At 70.6% G+C, this 17099-nt stretch carries 10 protein-coding genes; 6 read left to right on the top strand and 4 right to left on the bottom strand.

Annotated elements, in window-relative coordinates; all coding sequences use genetic code 11:
• The first annotated feature begins 105 nt into the window (after positions 1-105).
• Positions 106-1680 (top strand): methyl-accepting chemotaxis protein, encoded by a 1575-nt coding sequence (locus AB0G04_RS33220; protein ID WP_360990960.1) that lies wholly within the window; start codon positions 106-108, stop codon positions 1678-1680.
• A gap of 33 nt (positions 1681-1713) precedes the next feature.
• Here the strand turns inward: AB0G04_RS33220 and AB0G04_RS33215 are convergent, their stop codons facing one another.
• Complete coding sequence (locus AB0G04_RS33215; protein ID WP_360990957.1) at positions 1714-2433, bottom strand: VOC family protein; 720 nt, start codon at positions 2431-2433, stop codon at positions 1714-1716.
• Positions 2434-2759: 326 nt separating this feature from the next.
• Between AB0G04_RS33215 and AB0G04_RS33210 the strand changes: the two genes are divergently transcribed.
• Positions 2760-3818, top strand: coding sequence for an ATP-binding protein (locus AB0G04_RS33210; protein WP_360990954.1), 1059 nt, complete (start codon positions 2760-2762; stop codon positions 3816-3818).
• A 56-nt stretch (positions 3819-3874) separates the two neighbouring features.
• A complete protein-coding gene (locus AB0G04_RS33205; protein WP_360990951.1) occupies positions 3875-4435 on the top strand; it encodes a GNAT family N-acetyltransferase in 561 nt (186 codons plus the stop codon).
• Between the two features lie 45 nt (positions 4436-4480).
• Here the strand turns inward: AB0G04_RS33205 and AB0G04_RS33200 are convergent, their stop codons facing one another.
• On the bottom strand, positions 4481-6025 hold the full coding sequence (locus tag AB0G04_RS33200) for an ATP-binding protein (protein WP_360990949.1): 1545 nt from the start codon (positions 6023-6025) through the stop codon (positions 4481-4483).
• Positions 6026-6294: 269 nt separating this feature from the next.
• Between AB0G04_RS33200 and AB0G04_RS33195 the strand changes: the two genes are divergently transcribed.
• From AB0G04_RS33195 to AB0G04_RS33185, 3 genes are all read left to right on the top strand, one after another.
• The gene (locus AB0G04_RS33195) at positions 6295-6846 is read left to right on the top strand and encodes a hypothetical protein (protein WP_360990946.1); all 552 of its coding nucleotides are present in this window, start codon (positions 6295-6297) and stop codon (positions 6844-6846) included.
• A gap of 140 nt (positions 6847-6986) precedes the next feature.
• Positions 6987-7733, top strand: coding sequence for a hypothetical protein (locus tag AB0G04_RS33190; RefSeq protein WP_360990944.1), 747 nt, complete (start codon positions 6987-6989; stop codon positions 7731-7733).
• A gap of 52 nt (positions 7734-7785) precedes the next feature.
• A complete protein-coding gene (locus AB0G04_RS33185; protein ID WP_360990941.1) occupies positions 7786-8778 on the top strand; it encodes a helix-turn-helix domain-containing protein in 993 nt (330 codons plus the stop codon).
• Positions 8779-8840: 62 nt separating this feature from the next.
• Here AB0G04_RS33185 and AB0G04_RS33180 read toward each other — a convergent pair whose 3' ends face one another.
• Both AB0G04_RS33180 and AB0G04_RS33175 read right to left on the bottom strand, forming a co-directional pair.
• Positions 8841-12062, bottom strand: a complete 3222-nt coding sequence (locus AB0G04_RS33180; RefSeq protein WP_360990935.1) for a GAF domain-containing protein — start codon at positions 12060-12062, stop codon at positions 8841-8843.
• 163 nt (positions 12063-12225) lie between these two features.
• Positions 12226-17094 (bottom strand): DUF4011 domain-containing protein, encoded by a 4869-nt coding sequence (locus tag AB0G04_RS33175; protein ID WP_360990933.1) that lies wholly within the window; start codon positions 17092-17094, stop codon positions 12226-12228.
• Between the last annotated feature and the right edge of the window lie 5 nt (positions 17095-17099).

Here is a 17099-nt window from a genome sequence, read left to right as displayed (position 1 = left end):
GAAAGCTCGCCAACGTCCCATCGGCTGCCTTCCCCGGGTTCTTAGCGCCGATTCGGCTCCGTCGGGCCCGTGCAGACGGTTAGCGTGCCAAACAGGGAGGCCACCGTGCGGTTCACCATCCGGCGCCAGATCGCGGCCTTGGCGGTTGCCGGCTTCGTCCTGGTCATCGTGGCCGGCGCGATCGGCTATCAGGGCATCTCCGCCATCGCCGATCAGCAGGTCGCCGCCCGTAACGCCGCGGCGGCGCGGCAGGCGGCGCAGTCGGCCGACGTGGCACGGGCACTGTTCCGGGGCAATGTGCTGGCGACGCTCGTGACGAACAATGCGACGGAGCGTCAGACGGCGCTCGACCAGCTCGGCGCCAACGTCTCCCAGGCACGGACCGGTATCGACGACGTCATTCGATACATGCCGGCGATGCGCCCCCGAGCCGATGCTGTTCTCTCGGTGCTCAACGAGCTGATCGCCTCCGGACAGCGCATGGTGACACTCGCCAGCCGGGTCGCCTCGGATCCGACGCGCAAGGCGGCGCTGGCGGCACGGCCGGCGTACGACGCGGTCGACGCGAAGGCCGCCGCCTCCTTGGGCGACCTGAACGCGGCGATCACCGCGGAGGTTCAGGAGTCGTACGATCGGGCGTCGTCGGTGGCAACGCAGGCGAAGCGTCTCACGCTGATCGTCGGCATCCTGGCGGCGCTGGTGCTGGGTGGGGCGGCACTCGTACTCGCCCGCCGGATCGCGGCGCGGATCGATCGGAGTCTGGCCACGGCCAGCTCGATCGCGGCCTACGACCTCACCGTGGACGCGTCGCTGCCCGGCAGCGACGAGCTCTCCGAGCTGGGCAGGAGCTTGAACGCGATCGTCGCGTCGTTGCGTACCGCGATGAACGACATCACCGGCAACGCCAACGCGGTCGCCGCCGCCTCGGAGGAACTGACCGCGACGAGCCGCCAGCTGTCCGAGGGAGCCGGTACGGCTTCGTCGGAGGCGTCCCGCGCCAGCGAGGACATCGGTCTGGTGACGAGCAGCGTCGGTGACACCACGTCGGCGGCGCGAGGGCTGGAGTCGTCCATCGACGAGATCACCACCGCGGTGGCCGAGGCCGACACGGTCACCAAGGAGGCGGTGCTTCTCGCCGAGACGACCAACGACACGATCGAGCGGCTGCGGACCTCCAGCGAGGAGGTGTCAGCGGTGGTCAGCATCATCACCGGGATCGCCCAGCAGACGAACCTTCTCGCACTGAACGCGACGATCGAGGCCGCTCGGGCCGGTCAGCAGGGCAAAGGTTTCGCTGTGGTGGCCGGCGAGGTGAAGGACCTCTCCCAGGAGACGGCGTCGGCGACCGGTGACATCACCGAGAAGGTGGCGGCGATGCAGCGTGACACCGCCAGCGCGTTCGAGGCGATCAGCCGGATCAGTGAGGTGATCGGGCGTATCGACGAGCTGCAGCGTTCGATCTCCGCGGCGCTGGAGCGTCAGATGGAGTCCACCGGCCAGATCGTCGCCAACGTGGCGACGGCTGTCCGGTCGGCGGAGGGGGTCGCCGACTCGATCAACCGGGTGGCCGGGACCACCACACTGACGCATGAGGCGGCCACGCAGACCGAGGCTGCGGCGATCGAACTGGCCCAGCTCTCCCACCGCTTGCGTCTCGTCTCGGAGCAGTTCCGGCACTGACTGACGGGACCGGACCGGTCCCCCGCCCCGGACTCATCGCAGCGCCGCCGCGAGGTCGGCAGCGATCTCGAAGGCCGGTGCCGCCCTTCGGGTCTCGTCCGCGTTCAGCGCGATGTGCTCCGCGCGGGCCACCATCTGCGCTGCGGTCTCCCGGTCCTGGAGCACCATCGCCAGTTCCGCGCGGTACACCAGGACCTCTACGTGTGTAACCGGGTCGTCGCCGGCCTGCGGGCGAGCCAGCGCGCTGTCGAGGATGCGGGCCGCCTGACCGGCGTCACCCTTGGAGTCGGCGAGCACGACGGCGTTCGCCAGCGCTTTGGCGAGCCGTTCAGCGGGTACGGGCGTGGGCGCGGGCATCGTGGCGGCGTTCTCGAAGACGCGGATCCAGTTGCCGCCCGGGTCGATGACGCTGAACCCGCCCAGCCCGTCCGCGTTCTTCCGAACCCTGGGTCGGGTCATCCGTGGTATTCCGGACACCAGGACCTTGCCGTACGCGGCCCGCATGCCGGTCGTGAAAGCCCGGTGCAGTTCCGCGATGTCCGAGGTGATCACGAGGCAGGAGCCGTAGGACTGCGCCGGGTCGAATCCGGCGATCTCGAAGAACTGCAGGTTCAGGTCTCCACGTTGCAGCCCCACACAGGCGTTGGGTTTGCGCTGCTTGTACGTGGTACTGAAGCCGAGAACCGCATAGAAGCTCTCGATGTCGTCAATCGACGGGCAGGGCAGCAGTGGAACGGTCACCTCGGTGGTCATGGCTCCTTCCTAGACGTCGCGTACGGTCCGCCGCCCATGGAAATAGCCGATCATCGCCTGCTCCCGTCCGATCAGCCGATGCGACCGCAGGCGGCGTACAGGTGCGCGAGGGCGCGAAGCTGATAGGTACTGGGGCGGCGTCACTCGTCCGTGGCGGGCGGGCGGATTTTGCCTTTTGTTTACGTTCGTGGATATTCGTCAACTGTATGTTGGAGTCGCTCCGCTGGTAGCGCGGAGGATTCCCTGTCTCGGTGGGATGCCGGCGTTGGCGATGCCGGGTCCGAACTCGTCACGGCGGTAACGAGTTGGACGCGAGGCACCCCGTCATGACCGATGGACGCCATTCCGCTCGGCGAGCGGCAACAGGCGCGGACCCCCGGCGCGGCAACGGGCACCGGGATCGGGTGTGGGACCTGGTCAGCGCCTACGGCCCGGACCTCGCCACACTGTGCCGTGCGGGGACGGCGCTGATGTCGGGCCTCGGCGGGCTGGGCCTGTCGGCCGGGCCGGCCGGGACCGTTCCCGCGGTGCGGTACTTCAGCGACACGACCAGTTCACAGCTGGAGTCCGCGCAGTTGACCCTGAACGAGGGCCCGTGCCGGGACGTGACCGCGACCCGGGACCCGGTGTGGGCAGCCGACCTGGCAACCGGGTCGTGGCGGCAGCGGTGGCCGTGGTTCACTCCGGCCGCACTGGACGCCGGGGCGCGGGCGGTGTTCGCGTTGCCCCTGCATGCCGGTGGGGTGTGCCACGACGGGGCCGTGGATCTGTATCGGCCCCTTCCCGGACCGTTGAACAGCGCCGAACGACTGGCCGCGGCGACGTTCACGGCGGCGGCCGTTGAGCTGCTCACCCTGGAGAGTCACGGCTTGAACCTGACGCGGGTCTTCACCCAGGGCTGGCGTGATCCGCGGCCGGCCGGCGCGGCTGAGGAGACCGAGGGCTGTGTCGTCGCACCGGCGGTCATTCCGCCGGATACCGATGGGGTGCTGCTGGCCTGCTGGTTCGGTCCGGCGATGCTGGGTCCGGCCCGGGATCAGATCCGCGCCCTCGCCCTCGCCCAGGGGCTGCGCGCCGATCAGGCGCACCGGTTCGTTCTGGCGGTGCACGAGGCCGTGGTCAACGCGGTACGTCACGGCGGCGGGCACGGTCAACTGCTGCTGTGGCGCCGGGACGGGACCCTGTGGTGCGAGATCAGCGACCACGGCCCCGGCATGCCGGTGCCGGAACCCTCCGGTGCCGACGCCGGCCCGGAACCCGCGTGGCCGGGTCCGTCCGGACTGCGGATCATCAGCCGGGCCTGCACCAGCATGGACATCACCAGCAGCCCCACCGGCACCCGCATGCTGCTCGGCCATCGGCTGGACGACCCGTCGCCGGCATGACGGCCGGAACACGAGCGCCTCCGATCCAAGTGGTTCTCGACTTCTACGATCCGGCGATGAACGCTCCCGTGACACTCACCGCCACCGCGACGCGGACCTCCCCCGCTCTCACCCTTCGCCCCTGGCGAGTGGAGGACGTCACTGCGTTGATCGAGGCGCACCGGGACCCGGATCTGAGACGTGCGACGGTCTCACCTCTGGACAGCGAGGACGCCGGGCTGCGGTGGGTACGGGCTCAGGAGCGCGGCTGGGCAGCGGGCGACCGGTTCGCCTTCGCCGTCCTCGAGACGGCCCCCGACCCGGTGCCACCGCGGCTGCTGGGCAACGTGGTCCTCAAGGAAGTCGCCTCCGGCAAGCCCTCCGCCCAGGTCGGCTACTGGACGGCAGCACAGGCTCGTGGACGAGGCGTGGCCTCACGTGCCCTGGCCGCTCTCACCGTCTGGGCCTTCGACGCCTTCCGAGCCGACGGCCTGGAATGCCTCGAACTGCTCCACCAGGTCGACAACCTGGCATCGTGCCGCGTCGCCGGGAAGAGCGGCTACCCGCTCGACAGCGTCCTGCCGCCGGCTCCTCCCGCCTACCCGCTCAACGGCCATCTGCACGTACGCCGTGTGTGAGCCCGTCAGCGCGGACCAGGCGTCCGCAGCCGGCGAGGCAGCCGGTTACGGGGACGCGGCCAGAGCCTGGCCGACCTGGTCCGACGTGCCCGCGACCGGGCTGCCACCGTGGCCGGCCATCGTGAAGACGAACATGGTGCCGTCGGATCGGGTGGTGTCGACGCTGATGGCGCCGCCGTGGTGCTCGACCACCCGCTTGCAGATGGCCAGCCCGATCCCGGTTCCGGAGTACTTGTCCCGGGGATGCAGCCGCTGGAAGATGACGAAGATCTTCTCGGCGAACTCGGAGTCGATACCGATGCCGTTGTCACTCACGGTGAAGCGCCACTCGCCTTCCACGGAGGCGGCGCTGATCGTCACGTGTGGTGGCCGGTCCGGGTGACGGAACTTGAGGGCATTGCCGATCAGGTTCTGCCACAACATCGTCAGCAGGGTGGCGTCACCCTGCACGGTCGGGAGCCGTGGCCGGTCGATGCGGGCGCCGGTCTCCTCGATGGTCCCCGCCAAGGTCTGCTCGACCTCGTCCAGGATTCTGTCGAGGTCGACCGGCTGACTGCTGTCGTAGACACGACCGATCCGGGAGAACGTCAGCAGATCATGGATCAGCCGCTGCATCCGGGTCGCGCCGTCGACGGCGAAGGAGATGTACTGCTGGGCCCGGTCGTCGAGGGAGTCGGCGTAACGGCGCTGGAGCATCTGACAGAACGACGCCACCTTACGCAGCGGCTCCTGCAGGTCATGGGAGGCGACGTAGGCGAACTGCTCCAGGTCGGCGTTGGAGCGGGCCAACGCGTCGCGGGTCTCACCGGCCGCGACCAGAGCCTGCACGAGCCGGCAGCGCATGGCTTCCACGTCGTGGCCGAGGGCGGCGATGTCGGTCGGCCCGTGCGGGGAAAGGCGGTGGTCGAAGTCGCCGGCGGCGACGGTGCGTACCGCGGCACCGAGCCGGGCCAGCGGACGCAGGACGACCAGGCGCAACACCACGGCGATGGCGGCGACCGCGGCGAGCAGGAGTACGGCCAGGCCGAGGAAGACGGCGTTGCGGATCCGCCGGGAGTCGTCCAGCGCCGCACGGCCACGGGTACGTTCGTCCAGCAGCGCCGCGTCGAGGTCGGCGACCTGTGCCCGTACCGCCGCGAAGGCGTCCCCCGGTGGCGTAGCGGTACCGGAGGGTCGCCGTTCGGCGATCAGCGGCTCAGCGGTGTCGCGGCGCCACTGCGTCGCCAGCCGGTCCAGTTCGTCGAGTTCCGTCAGCAGCCGGGCCTCCCCGGCCAGCAGCTCGCGCAGCCGGGCGGTAGCCGTCTGCCCGTCGGCGACGCCGCTGCGGTACGGCTCGAGCAGCTCCGGCTGCCCGCTGACCTCGAAGGCCCGTAGCCCGAAGGCCTGATCACCGAGCGCGTCGTCAAGCTTCACGACCGTGGTGCGCGCCGGCGAGATGTGATCGTTGAGCCGGTTCGACACCGCGGTGGTGTCGGCCAGCACCTGCGTGCCCAGTCCCGCGCCGGCCAGGATCAGGACGACCATGCAGGTCAGGATGCACGCGAACCAGGCTTGGCTCGTCCATCGCCGGGTGGGGTTGCTCGATCTCACAGGGGCACCGTACGCGAGACTGCAGCTTCACCGAACGGACCGGCCCAGCGGCCAGGCCAGTCTTCGGTGCTGAGGACGATGACGCAGGCGGGTTCGCCGGCGCTGATGCCCGGAACCATCGGCATGCGAGCGTGGACGGACCGTCCGCATGCCGACGGCGACTGACCCGACATTAGACGCTGGTCGAATCTTCCTTCTCCCGCGGCTGTCCGCGGCCGACCCTGAGAGCCGGGTCAGATCGGCCCGACGGATCGCATGGGGAGAACGGGATGAGATCACTCAAGAGGACGGCGCTGGCCGCGCTGATGATCATCAGTACGGCCACGGCGCTGCTGGTGGCCGGCTCGCCGGCCCAGGCCGGGCCGACTGACTGCGCCGCGGGCTCGACCAAGCTCGCATGCCAGGAGGAGAGGACCTACAAGGCCGACGGGTCGCGGGCCGCCGCCGCCTGCGGTGACCAGCCCGGATACCACTGCCTCTACTACGCGTCGCTGGACAGCGCCTCGCACTGGTACTTCAACGGCGACCAGAACTTCACCGACGACCGGTTCGACATCTACAACAACGGTTCCGGCTGGAACGAGACCGTGAACGACAACAGCTGGTCGGCGTGGAACAACAGTTCGAGCAACCGCGAGAGCCACTATTACTACGACATCAATCCGTCGACGTCGAGCCGGCTGGCATTCTGCGTGAACCCCGGACGTGCGGGCACGTTGCCGGGCGAGCCCAACGACGGCGTCCCCAACGGTCAAGGCCGACGGAACGAGGCCAGTGCGCTGATCATCCGCAACCGCACCCCGATCTCATGCATCGTCTGATCGAGGCCGGACAGCACCACCGGCGCGCCCCTCGGGGGCGCGCCGCCCTGCCCGCTCTGCTGACGGCCGTCCTGCTCGGTGGCTGCACTGCTGCATCGATGCCCGAGCCTCGGCCGTCGCCAGTCGATCCGCTCGAGCGGATGCGCGAACAACCTCCCATCTACGAGGCGACTTATCACCGCGGCGACGTCAAATATCTCGTCGATCAGGCCAAGACCAAGCTCATCTCCCCCTGCATGGCCCGGTTCGGGCTGAGCTACCGGGAGCCGGAACGGGCGGACAGCCCCGAGGACAACGCGATGCTCCGGCCGTTCGGGGTGGAGAGCACCGCTGAGCGGGCGCCCGCGGTGCCGGCCGAGCCCGAGGTCCCGGTGGCCGGCGGCAAGGCCTACGGGCTGGCCCTCTACGGGCCGCCGAACCGGCTTGTGCAGGCCCGCGGCGAGAAGATCACGGTCACCGCGCCCGCGGTGGGGTGCGAGGCCGACGCGGAACGGCGGCTGCTGGGCGACAAGCGGGTACGGCAGATGGAGTTGCGCATCCTGCTGTTCGAAGCTGAGGAGCGCTCACTCGAGGCGTTCGACGCCGACAGGTCCTTCGCGCCGGTCCGCTCGGCGTGGCGGGATTGCATGCGGGACGCCGGGTTCGGGAAGGCCGCCGACCCGGCCACCCTGCACAGTGAACTGCCGGCCAGCACGAACCTCGCCACCGACCCCTCGGTGGCGGCCGATCTGGCCTGCAAGGCGCGGCTGGACTATCTGCCGCGGGCCTACGCGACGATGGCCGCGATCCAGCAGCGGGAGCTGGCCCGCACGCCCGGGGCGCTGGACGAGTACAACGCGATCCAGCAGGCGCAGGTGACCGAGGCCCGCGATGTTCTCGGATCGTGAGAGTCGTATCGCGGACAGAACGGATCTCGCCGTCCAGTGACAATCATCAATCATGGGGACGCTGCGGATCCAGTTCACAGCGGAGGACGTCAGCCGGACGCGACTGGCCCGGGCCGATCCGGCTTGGGAGATCGTCTGCAGCCTGCACCGGCTGCAGACCGGGCGACGGCATCCCAGCTACCTCGGCTATGCGGGCTGGCACGCACGGGTGCGGCGCGACTTGCAGCACGCCGGGCTGACCGGCGTCGTGAACGGCCAGCTGCTGCCGCTCACCCGCCTCGGCGGCTACTTCCCCGATTTCCTCACGCCGGAGCCGGCCGGCGAGCTGGGCGAGTCGCTCGACGCGATCCTGCGGACACCGCGGCGGCGGCTCCGGGCCGAGATGCGACGGCTACGCGCGGCCCCCGGCGCCGCCGCCTGGCTGGACGACCTGGCCACCGGGCGGGCGCCGGCGCTCGCCGCGCTCGGCGACAGCCTCCGCCGCTATCACGAGGTGGCCGTGACGCCCTATCGGAAGGAGATCGACGCCACCACGGCCCATGACCGGGCCAACCGGGGCGTCAAGGCGCTCGGCGCCCTCGGCGACTCGCTGCAGGATCTCGGCCCTCGGGTCACCTGGGCGCCGCCGGTGCTCTCCGTGGAAGGCTACGTCGTCGACCGCGACGTGCTGCTGCGCGGGCGCGGCATCACGCTCGTGCCCTCCTTCTTCTGCTGGCACACGCCGATTGCCCTGGCCGACCCCGAGCTGCCGCCTATGCTCGTCTACCCCGCACGGCGGCAACGACCCGCGCACGCCGTGCCGCCCGGCGAGCGGCTCGGCCCGCTGATCGGCCGCACCCGGCTGGCCGTGCTGCGGGCCGCCGCGAGCGGCGCCACCACCGGCGAGCTGGCCCGGCGGACCGGCATCGCGGCGGCCACCGCCAGCCATCATGCGACCGTGCTGCGCGAGGCCGGCCTGATCGCCAGCATCCGGGACGGCAACCTGATGGTGCACCACCTGACGTCGCTGGGCGACTCGCTGTTGGGCCAGGGTGGCGCTGTCTGACCGGCTGCACCGACACCTCCCGGTGTGGCCGGACGTTCTGCCCGATGTCGGTGGTGCCGTGCTCAGTGGGCCTCCATGGCTGTGGTGGGCAGGCGGACGGTGACGGTGGTTCCCGGTTCGGTGTGGGTGGCGGTGATGACCCCGTGGTGGGCTTCGACGATGGCGCGGGTGATGACGAGGCCGAGTCCGCTACCGGGGATGGCGGTGTGGCGGGCATTGGTGGCGCGGAAGAACGTCCGGAAGAGGCGAGTGCGGTCCTCCGGGGGAATGCCGATACCGGTGTCGCTGACGGCGAGAACGGTGGCGTCGCCGTCGCTGTGAACCGCGATGGTGGTGATACCGCCGTGCGGGCTGTACTTGACGGCGTTGGACAACAGGTTGTCGACGCCCTGCCGCAGCCGTTGAGGGTCGGCATCGATGATCAGGCGGTCGGGTAGGTCGACGGTGAGGGCGACATGGTTGGCCCGCGCAGCGGGCGCGACCGCGTCGATGCTGTCGCGTACCAGGGCCGCGATGTCGGTGCGGCGCAAGTGCATGGTGGTGTGACCGCTCTCGATCGAGGCGAGGTCGAGCAGAGCGTCGACGATGCCGGTCAGCGAGGCGGTGTTGCGGTCCACGACTTGAAGCATCTGCCGTACGTCCGGGTCGAGTTCCTCGTCGGTGAGCAGGAGTTGGATGCAGGAGCCGATCGAGGTCAGCGGAGTGCGCACCTCATGGCCGGCCAGGACGATGAAGTCGTCCCGGGTACGGTCCAGCTGAGTGGTGAGGGTGTCGGCGTGCTGGCGGGAGACGAACCGGCCGATGTGCCCGGCCACCGCACTCAGACCGCTGATGATGTCGTCCTGGTCGTGTTCGTGGCTGTCGGCGATGCAGGTGAGCACGCCGATCAGCGTGCCGTTGTGCAGGGGCACGGCCACGGCGGTGTGCAGTCCCGCCTGAGCGCAGGCGGCAGCGAGTGCTGGTGGCACGATGTCAGAGTTCGCGGTGTCGCTGAGGTCGGGGACCCACAAGGGCTGTGCGGTGGCCCAGACGGTGCCGGTGAGCCCGCGCCCCTTGACCACCGGGGCGTCGTTCAGTGGGTGCTCGACCCGAACGCTGGCCGCGAGCCACCGTCCGGCCGCGCGCAGGGTATCGGTCACGGGGTCGTGCAGCCACAGTTCGGCGTACGGCCATTGCAGACTCTGTGCCACCACCTCAGCGATCCAGGGCCCGACCTTTGCGACGTCGCCGGCATCGGCCAGCGCGGTGGTGACCTGCAGCTCACCAAGCCGGAACCGGTCGGCCCGCCGTTGTGCGGTGATGTCGTGCAACGCGACCACCGCGCCGGCGAGCGTGCCGTCGGAGTCGTGCATCGGCTGAGCGTTAGCGGTCAAGGTCAGCGCCGGCCGGTCTCCCGTCTCCACGACCACCTCGGTGTCGCGTACCGAAATGCCCTGCAAAGCGCGGGCGAGCGGTGTTTGCGAGAGTGGCAGTGAGGTGCCGCCGGGCTGGAGCAAGCGGGATCTCAATGCGGGCGCGTCGATCGGGGCGCCGGCAGGGAGGCCGTATGCGTGCCGCAGGGCCCGGTTGGCCAGCACGATGTGCCCGGCGGCGTCGCAGGCCGCCACCGCGGTGTGCAAACTGTCGAGTACGGCATGCAGAAACCCTGAGCGGCGGGTGGAGAGCCGGTCGGCTGCGGCACGTTCGCGGCCGTCGAGTACGACCATCGCCCAGCGCCGTCCGCTCGGGGTGGGCAGCGCGGTGACCAGAACTTCGACGGGGAACGTCCGACCGGCGCGGTGGCGGGCGGTGATCAGCTGTCTCCACGGCAGTCCGACCGGGCCCGTGGTGGCACCGCCACCGGCGCCGGCGCGGATGCGGGCCCACTCGCCGGTCGGCAGCATCAGATGCTCCACCGGCCGGCCGATCGCCTCGGCGGCGGGCCAGCCGAACATCTGCGCCGCGGCAGTGTTCCACTCCGACACCCAGCCGTCGTCAGTCAGGCTGACCAGCGGCTCACCCAGCGCGTCGAACACTGTCGCAGCGACGACGTGGTGATCGGTCAGCAGGTTCCCCTCAGACAGCGGGCCGAGCATCTCGGCCACGTGCAACAACGCCGTCAGGTCCTCGCCGGTCCACTGCCGCGGGTCGGTGTCGACCGCCGCGACCGCCCCGAGCGGCCGGCCGCGCCGGTCACGCAGTGGCACACCCAGATAGGCTCGCACCCGATAACGCACGACCGCCTCGAAGCCGGCGTACGGCGAACCCGCCGTATCGTCAACAATCAATGGATGCCCGGTACCGACCACCAGCGGGCACAACGAACCGGTCAATGGCAGTTCCCGCGACAGCACCAGATCTGGCGGGGCGCCGGACAGGCCGGCGCAGTGAATGCTGTGGTCACGAACCAGCGTCACCACACCCATGCCCGCGCCTACCACCCGCGCCGCCAGATGCGCTGCCACATCCACCGGGACCGCCGCCCCGGGTAACGCCGACTCCGCTCGCTCGACCGCCGCCAGCCGGGATGAATCCGACAGCACCGTGGCGTCCACCACCACAGGTACGGTCGGCGCTGCGGGCAGGCGGTGACGAGTCCCGGGTCCGGCAGCGGTGACGACGCGGCGGGCGACGTCGGTCAGGCGGCGACCCTGCCGCCGGGCGCAATCACGCATGAGGGTGTACGCCTCGTCGGCGCTGACACCATGGGCCTGCGCGATCATGCCCTTGGCCTGCTCGATGCTGATCCGGCCGTCCAACGCTTCCTGCAGTTCGCCGGCCATCTCTGCACTACGGCGGCCGGCGTCTCGCCGTAACAGCCCGCCGGTAGCCATCTCCGCCAGTGCCTGCACGACCGCCACATCAGCGTCGCAGAAGTGCTCGCCCTCCGTGGTACCGAATACCGCCAGGCCCCCGAGGACCTGATCGCGTTGGCGTAGGGGAAAGGCGTGCATCGACCGGAAGCCGGCTGCGGCGGCCAACGCCGTGAAGCGGGGCCACCGGGTGGCCGCCTCCCCCAGGTTGACGTTGACGACCGGCCGGCCGGTGCGCAAGGCATCCAGACAGGGGCCTTCGCGCGGCTGTAGCCGCAGTATTTCAGCCACCGTGACGTCGTCAGAACACGTGACGAAGCCGAGCCCGTCCGCGGGACCGGCCACCAGCACGCCCGAAGCCGCCGCGGCGGTCAGGCCGGTGACCCGGTCGGCGAACATGCGCAGGTAATCCGTCAATTCGAACGGGTCGGCCAGCGTGTCGGCGATCTCGACGAAGGCCGTGGCCAACCGGCCCGGGGAAACAGTGATCATTGCTGCCTTCTACCTGGGCTAATGATCAGGAATATGCCGGGCAAACCAGTGCATACACTACTGCCTCGAGTCGCTGGTGGCACCGGCGCCACCGGCCCGGTCCGGAACCGGGCCGCGGGCCTGATTCACCCACGACCGCGCCGGCACGCCGCGGCTGGAGGTGTTACTTGCGGACCGCCTCGGTGTGCAGGACTCGGGGCCTCGTGCTCGGGGCGCGGTCGAACGCCGCTGCTTCCACCGCGCCGGTGCGGGCCCTTCTCGCCGTCGCCGCGCGCTCCAGCGCCGTCCTCAGACGGGCCTCCTCGCCCGCCCGGTCGCGGTACCACGCCAGGGCCCACGCGCGGTGCAGCCGCCAGCCGAGGTCGATCAGCACCTGGTCGTTCAGGCGGTCCCTGTCCCGGGCCGCCGGACAGCTGCGGTAGCCGGGGCCGTCGCAGCGCACGCCGAGCACATAGTCGCCGGCGGGGTCGTCCGGGTGCCGGATCGCGATGTCGACGCGTCCACCACCTGTTCCCATGCTGGTCCGTGCCGGGTAGCCCCAGGACCGTACGGTGTCCAGCACCGACGTGACGAAGTCGTCGTTGCCGTTCGCCGGTGCGGGTCCCGTACCGGAAAGATCCGGGTCGAGGCCGCCCGCCTCGTGTTCCGCATGGTCCAGGTATGCCGCGAGTTGCCGTACGCCCTCGTTGTCCGATTCGGGAATGTCGCGGGACAGCACCGACGTCACGATCTCCACCCGGTGCCGGGCCCGGGTGATCGCCACGTTGAGCCGCCGCCAGCCGTTGGGACGGTTGAGGGCGCCGAAGTTCGCACTGAACCGGCCGGACTCGTCGTACCCGTAGCCGATCGAGAAGATCATGACGTCGCGCTCGTCGCCTTGGACCGATTCCAGGCTCTTGACGAAGAAGCCGTGCAGCCGATCGTCCGCCACCGCCCGCTCCAGCGCCGGATGCTCGCCGGCAATCCTGTCCAGGGCGCGTTCGATGGCATCGGCCTGGGCCACCGAGAACGTGACCACGCCGAGCGTGTGACCGGGCCGGGTGGTGAAGTGATGAACGATGCGCTCAGCGACGCGCTCGGCCTCGACCGGGTTGTCCCGGCTGGTCGAGCGCCGGTAGACGCCCGCGACCGGGAACAGTTCGACGCCGGCGTCCGGACCGCCTGCGGCCGGGGCGGGGAACATGTTGAGCCGCCCCTGATAGAACGCCTTGTTCGCGAACGCGACCAGGTCATGGTGCCGGCTGCGGTAGTGCCAGGTGAGGCTCATGTCGGGAAAGGCTCCGCAGGCTTTGGCCAACTCCAGCACGGACTGGTAGTCGAGCACATCGGTGTCCTGGCCGACGGCCGAGAAGGAGCGGTCGAAGAAGGACGTCGGTGGCAGCTGGCGGTCGTCGCCCGCGGTGATCAGCGAGCGGCCACGATAGATGCAGTTGATCGCCTCAGCCGGCGTGATCTGTGAGGCCTCGTCGAAGATGACCGTGTCGAAGCCGATGTCCGGAGGCAGTGACTGACTCACGGTCAGCGGTGAGGCGAGGACACAGGGGCGCAGGGCGAGGACGGCGTCCCGGGCGTACCCGATCAGGTCCCGGACCGGGAGCTGACGGTCGGCCTTCATCGCCTCACGCCGCAGCAGGCCGGTCGCCGTGCTCTCGGCCGGAGGCCGGCGTCCGTCGACCGCGGCGATGATCTCCCGTGCCGCGAGCCCCGCGAGTTTTCTGTCGGCCTGCCGGAATTCGGTGACCAGATGGTCGCGGTCCTCGGCCCGCCACGGTTTGAGCCGGCTGTCAGAGCGGACCACCGCGTCGGCCCAGCCGTGCAGCAGCGCCCGTTCCAGGACTGCGGGCACCTGTGTGCCTTCCAGGTTCTGGTCGGCGCAGAACTCCACGGCCGCGTCCAGCCCGTGACCGGTGAGGGCGTCGCGGGCGTCGAGGCAGGCGAACCATTCCTCCTGTCCGCTGCTGTCGTCGCGGAGCTGCCGCAGCAGGGTGCCCGCCCGCCGGTAGTCGCTGAGCGGTTCGCCCAGTTGTTCCTGCCGGTGCGGCGCGAACCCGGCCAGCACTGCCCGGCGAGCCTCGCCCCATTCCGCGGCCCGGCCGGCCAGACCGGGGACCGGCCGCAGATCGCGCAGAGCTTCGACCTGCGTCTCGGTGAGCGGTCCGCCGGCGAACTCCCGTGCGGCCGCGGCCCACGCGACGCACGCCGCGAGCGCCGCGGGATCAGCTTCGAGCAGGGGGTCGGCACGCTCCGTCGCTGTGGCCGCGGCTTGCTCCGCCGCGGCTCGCAGCTCGGCGATACGCATGGCCTCCGCGTAGTCGAGGTTTCGTCCGGTCGCCTGGTGGTAGGCCTGGACGGTCTCCGCCGTCGCGTGCAGCGCCGCGCTGTGCCTCCTCAACCACGTCACAGCGTCGGCGATCTGCCCCGTCACCAGTTCCGGCCGGGCGGCCGGGCTGGGCGCCGGGCGCAATGTCGCCTGCCAGCGCAGCAGCGCGTCGCGTGCCTCGGTCACCACCTGGATCGGTGACGGATCGGACACCGGTGCGCACACGTAGGTGAGCACCGCCTCCAGACCACCGGCCGGAACCGCCGCCAGGACGGTGGCGGCCACCGCGATCGCGTCGTCCAGAGCGGCGAAGTCGGTGCCGCGGCCCTGCCAGTAGCGGCCGAGCACGGTGGCGTAGGCGTGCTCGGCCGCTGCGAGCTCCTGCAGCGCCCGTTTCCAGGCGACCGCGGCGCCGATCCGGGTGATGGCGTCGCCGATGTGGACGTTCGGCAGCACGAATCCGGCCACCTGCCGTTTGTCGCGCCGGTAGGCGGACCCGAGCTTGCGCAGTCCCCGGTGCACGTTGGTGAACCGCTCGGCCAGGTCCTCGACCGGCTGCGCCAGGATGGCCTCGGAGAAGTACGGTCGTGCCTGCATCTCCGCGCCGACCAGGACCTCCAGCGCGCGGCGCAGCACGCCGGCGCCGGTCTGCACCGTGGCGAGCGTGCCCGGCCGGAACCAGAAGGGCTCCGGTTTGTGGGCTCGGGCGCCCAGCTCGACAATCATCGCCACGCGCGGAACGTCGCGGATGGTGGTCGCCGGTGGCAGCCCGAGTCGGGTGGTGACCCGGTCGACCGCGCGCTGATGCAGTTCGAGCTGATCGGCGGCCCGGGTGAAGGAGCGCGCCAGGTCGTCGGCCTCGGCGGCGGTCAGCGTTTCCAGGTCGACCGGTGCGGGAAGCCCGTCGAGCGACGGCACGGCAGGCAGGTCGGCGGCGGCGGGCAACAGAGTCCAGGCCACTCCGGCACGCTGTCTGACCGCGTCGGCGGCGTGCGCCGCGGCGGCGAGTTCGATGCCCCGGCGGTCGACGGCCTGTCGGATCGGTTCGAGGTCGTCGGCGGTCAGCCAGACGTCGGCGACCCCGTCGGGCCGGACGCCGGCATGGTCGGCGAGCCGCGCCAGCAATGCGGCGTCGGACGGCCCGTGCAGCCCGAATGCGCCGGCGGCCGGGCCGGCGATACGGGCGGTACGCGCCAGGGCGGCGAGCGCCTTCTCGGCTCGGCTGAGTTCCGGGTCGAGCGGTTCACGGACGACGACGCCACGCCAGAGGAAGTCGTCGTTGCCGGGCATTGCCCGCCAGCAGCGGGAGAGCTGGTCGGAGGCCTCCCGAACCTGGTTCATCATCTCGGGGGTGAGATCACCCGGGATGATCGCGGGGACGGGCGCGGCCGGCACCCCGGAGAGGGCTGCGCAGCGGCCGATGACCTCGTACAGGCTTGTGCCGAGGGGTAGGCGGGTCTCGTTCATGGCGGAGGCGAAGCCGGTCAGCCGTTCGCGGAGCCGTCGCAGCGCACCCCGGTCGACCGCCGTGCCCGTACCGGCCGGTTCCAGGGTCTCGTCGAGTGCGGCGGCGAGCAGGGTGGCGACTTCGCGGCGACCGGCCTTCTGCCCGTGCAGCTCCAGCAGGTAGCGGCCGAGTCCGGCTTCGGCGAGCCGGTTGTGGACCACATCCAGCGCCGCTACTTTCTCGGAGACGAAGAGCACCCGCTTGCCGGCGTGCAGCAGCGCCCCGATCATGTTGGCAACCGTCTGCGACTTACCCGTGCCGGGCGGTCCGTCCATCACGAAGCTGTGCCCGGCCAGTGCCGCGGCGACGCAGGCCCGCTGCGACGAGTCGGCGTCCAGCACCAGTGGAATGTCTTCGGGCGGCGCGAGCCGGTCCACCTCCCCGGGCATCATCGGGGTGAACCGGAACCGGTCGGTCTGTCGCCGATGATCGGTGATCGTCAGGGCGCGGACCACCGGATGAGCCAGGATGCGTTCCTCGTTCTCCTGCAGGTCCCGGTAGATGGCCTCCCGGTGGAAGGTGAGGCAGGTCAGGATGACGGCCGGCGCGATGTGCCAGCCGTGCCGGCCGGCCACGGTGTCGGTGAAGTCGGTCCAGTACCCGGACACGCTGAGCTCGGCGCCCGGCTCGAGGGTGGGGACGCTGATACCGGCTTGGCCGAGACGCAGTGCCAGAGCCGGATTGAGCACCGGCTCGGCGTCGCGGAGACGCAGCTGCGGCGGGCGGCCCTGCTCACCGGCGACGAGTTCGGCCGGCAGCAGCAACAGCGGGCTGGCGTAACTGGTCACCTCGCTGTCCGGGTCCTCGTTGTCCTCGGGCAGGCGCCAGTGCAGCAGCCCCAGTGTGAGGTGAAGTACGGCGACGCCGCGGTCGAGGTGTTCCTGCTGGGCGCGCCGCATCATCCGCCGTAGCAGCGGTCCGAGTGCGCGTTCGGTGAGCTCGGTCCCGAAGGTGTGGCCGGAGGGGGTGTCACTGCCGTCCGGCCCGGTCAGTGTGCACCGCGTGCCGCGGGTCAGCGTGGCGACCACCTGGTCCGGGTCCGGCGACGTGATGTGCACCAGGTCGGCGTTGCTGCCGGTGAAGTTGATGAGGCGGTTGTTGTCGCCGAGATCGATCAGGCTGTCGCGCCAGACGCGCAGTGCCGCGTGCACGCCTGCCCGGGCCGGCCTCGGCTCAGGCCGGTCGTCGTCACGCCGGGATTCCATGTACC

The sequence above is a fragment of the Actinoplanes sp. NPDC023801 genome (assembly GCF_040639655.1).
Lineage (GTDB): Bacteria > Actinomycetota > Actinomycetes > Mycobacteriales > Micromonosporaceae > Actinoplanes.
This window is presented reverse-complemented; position numbering and strand designations above follow the sequence as displayed.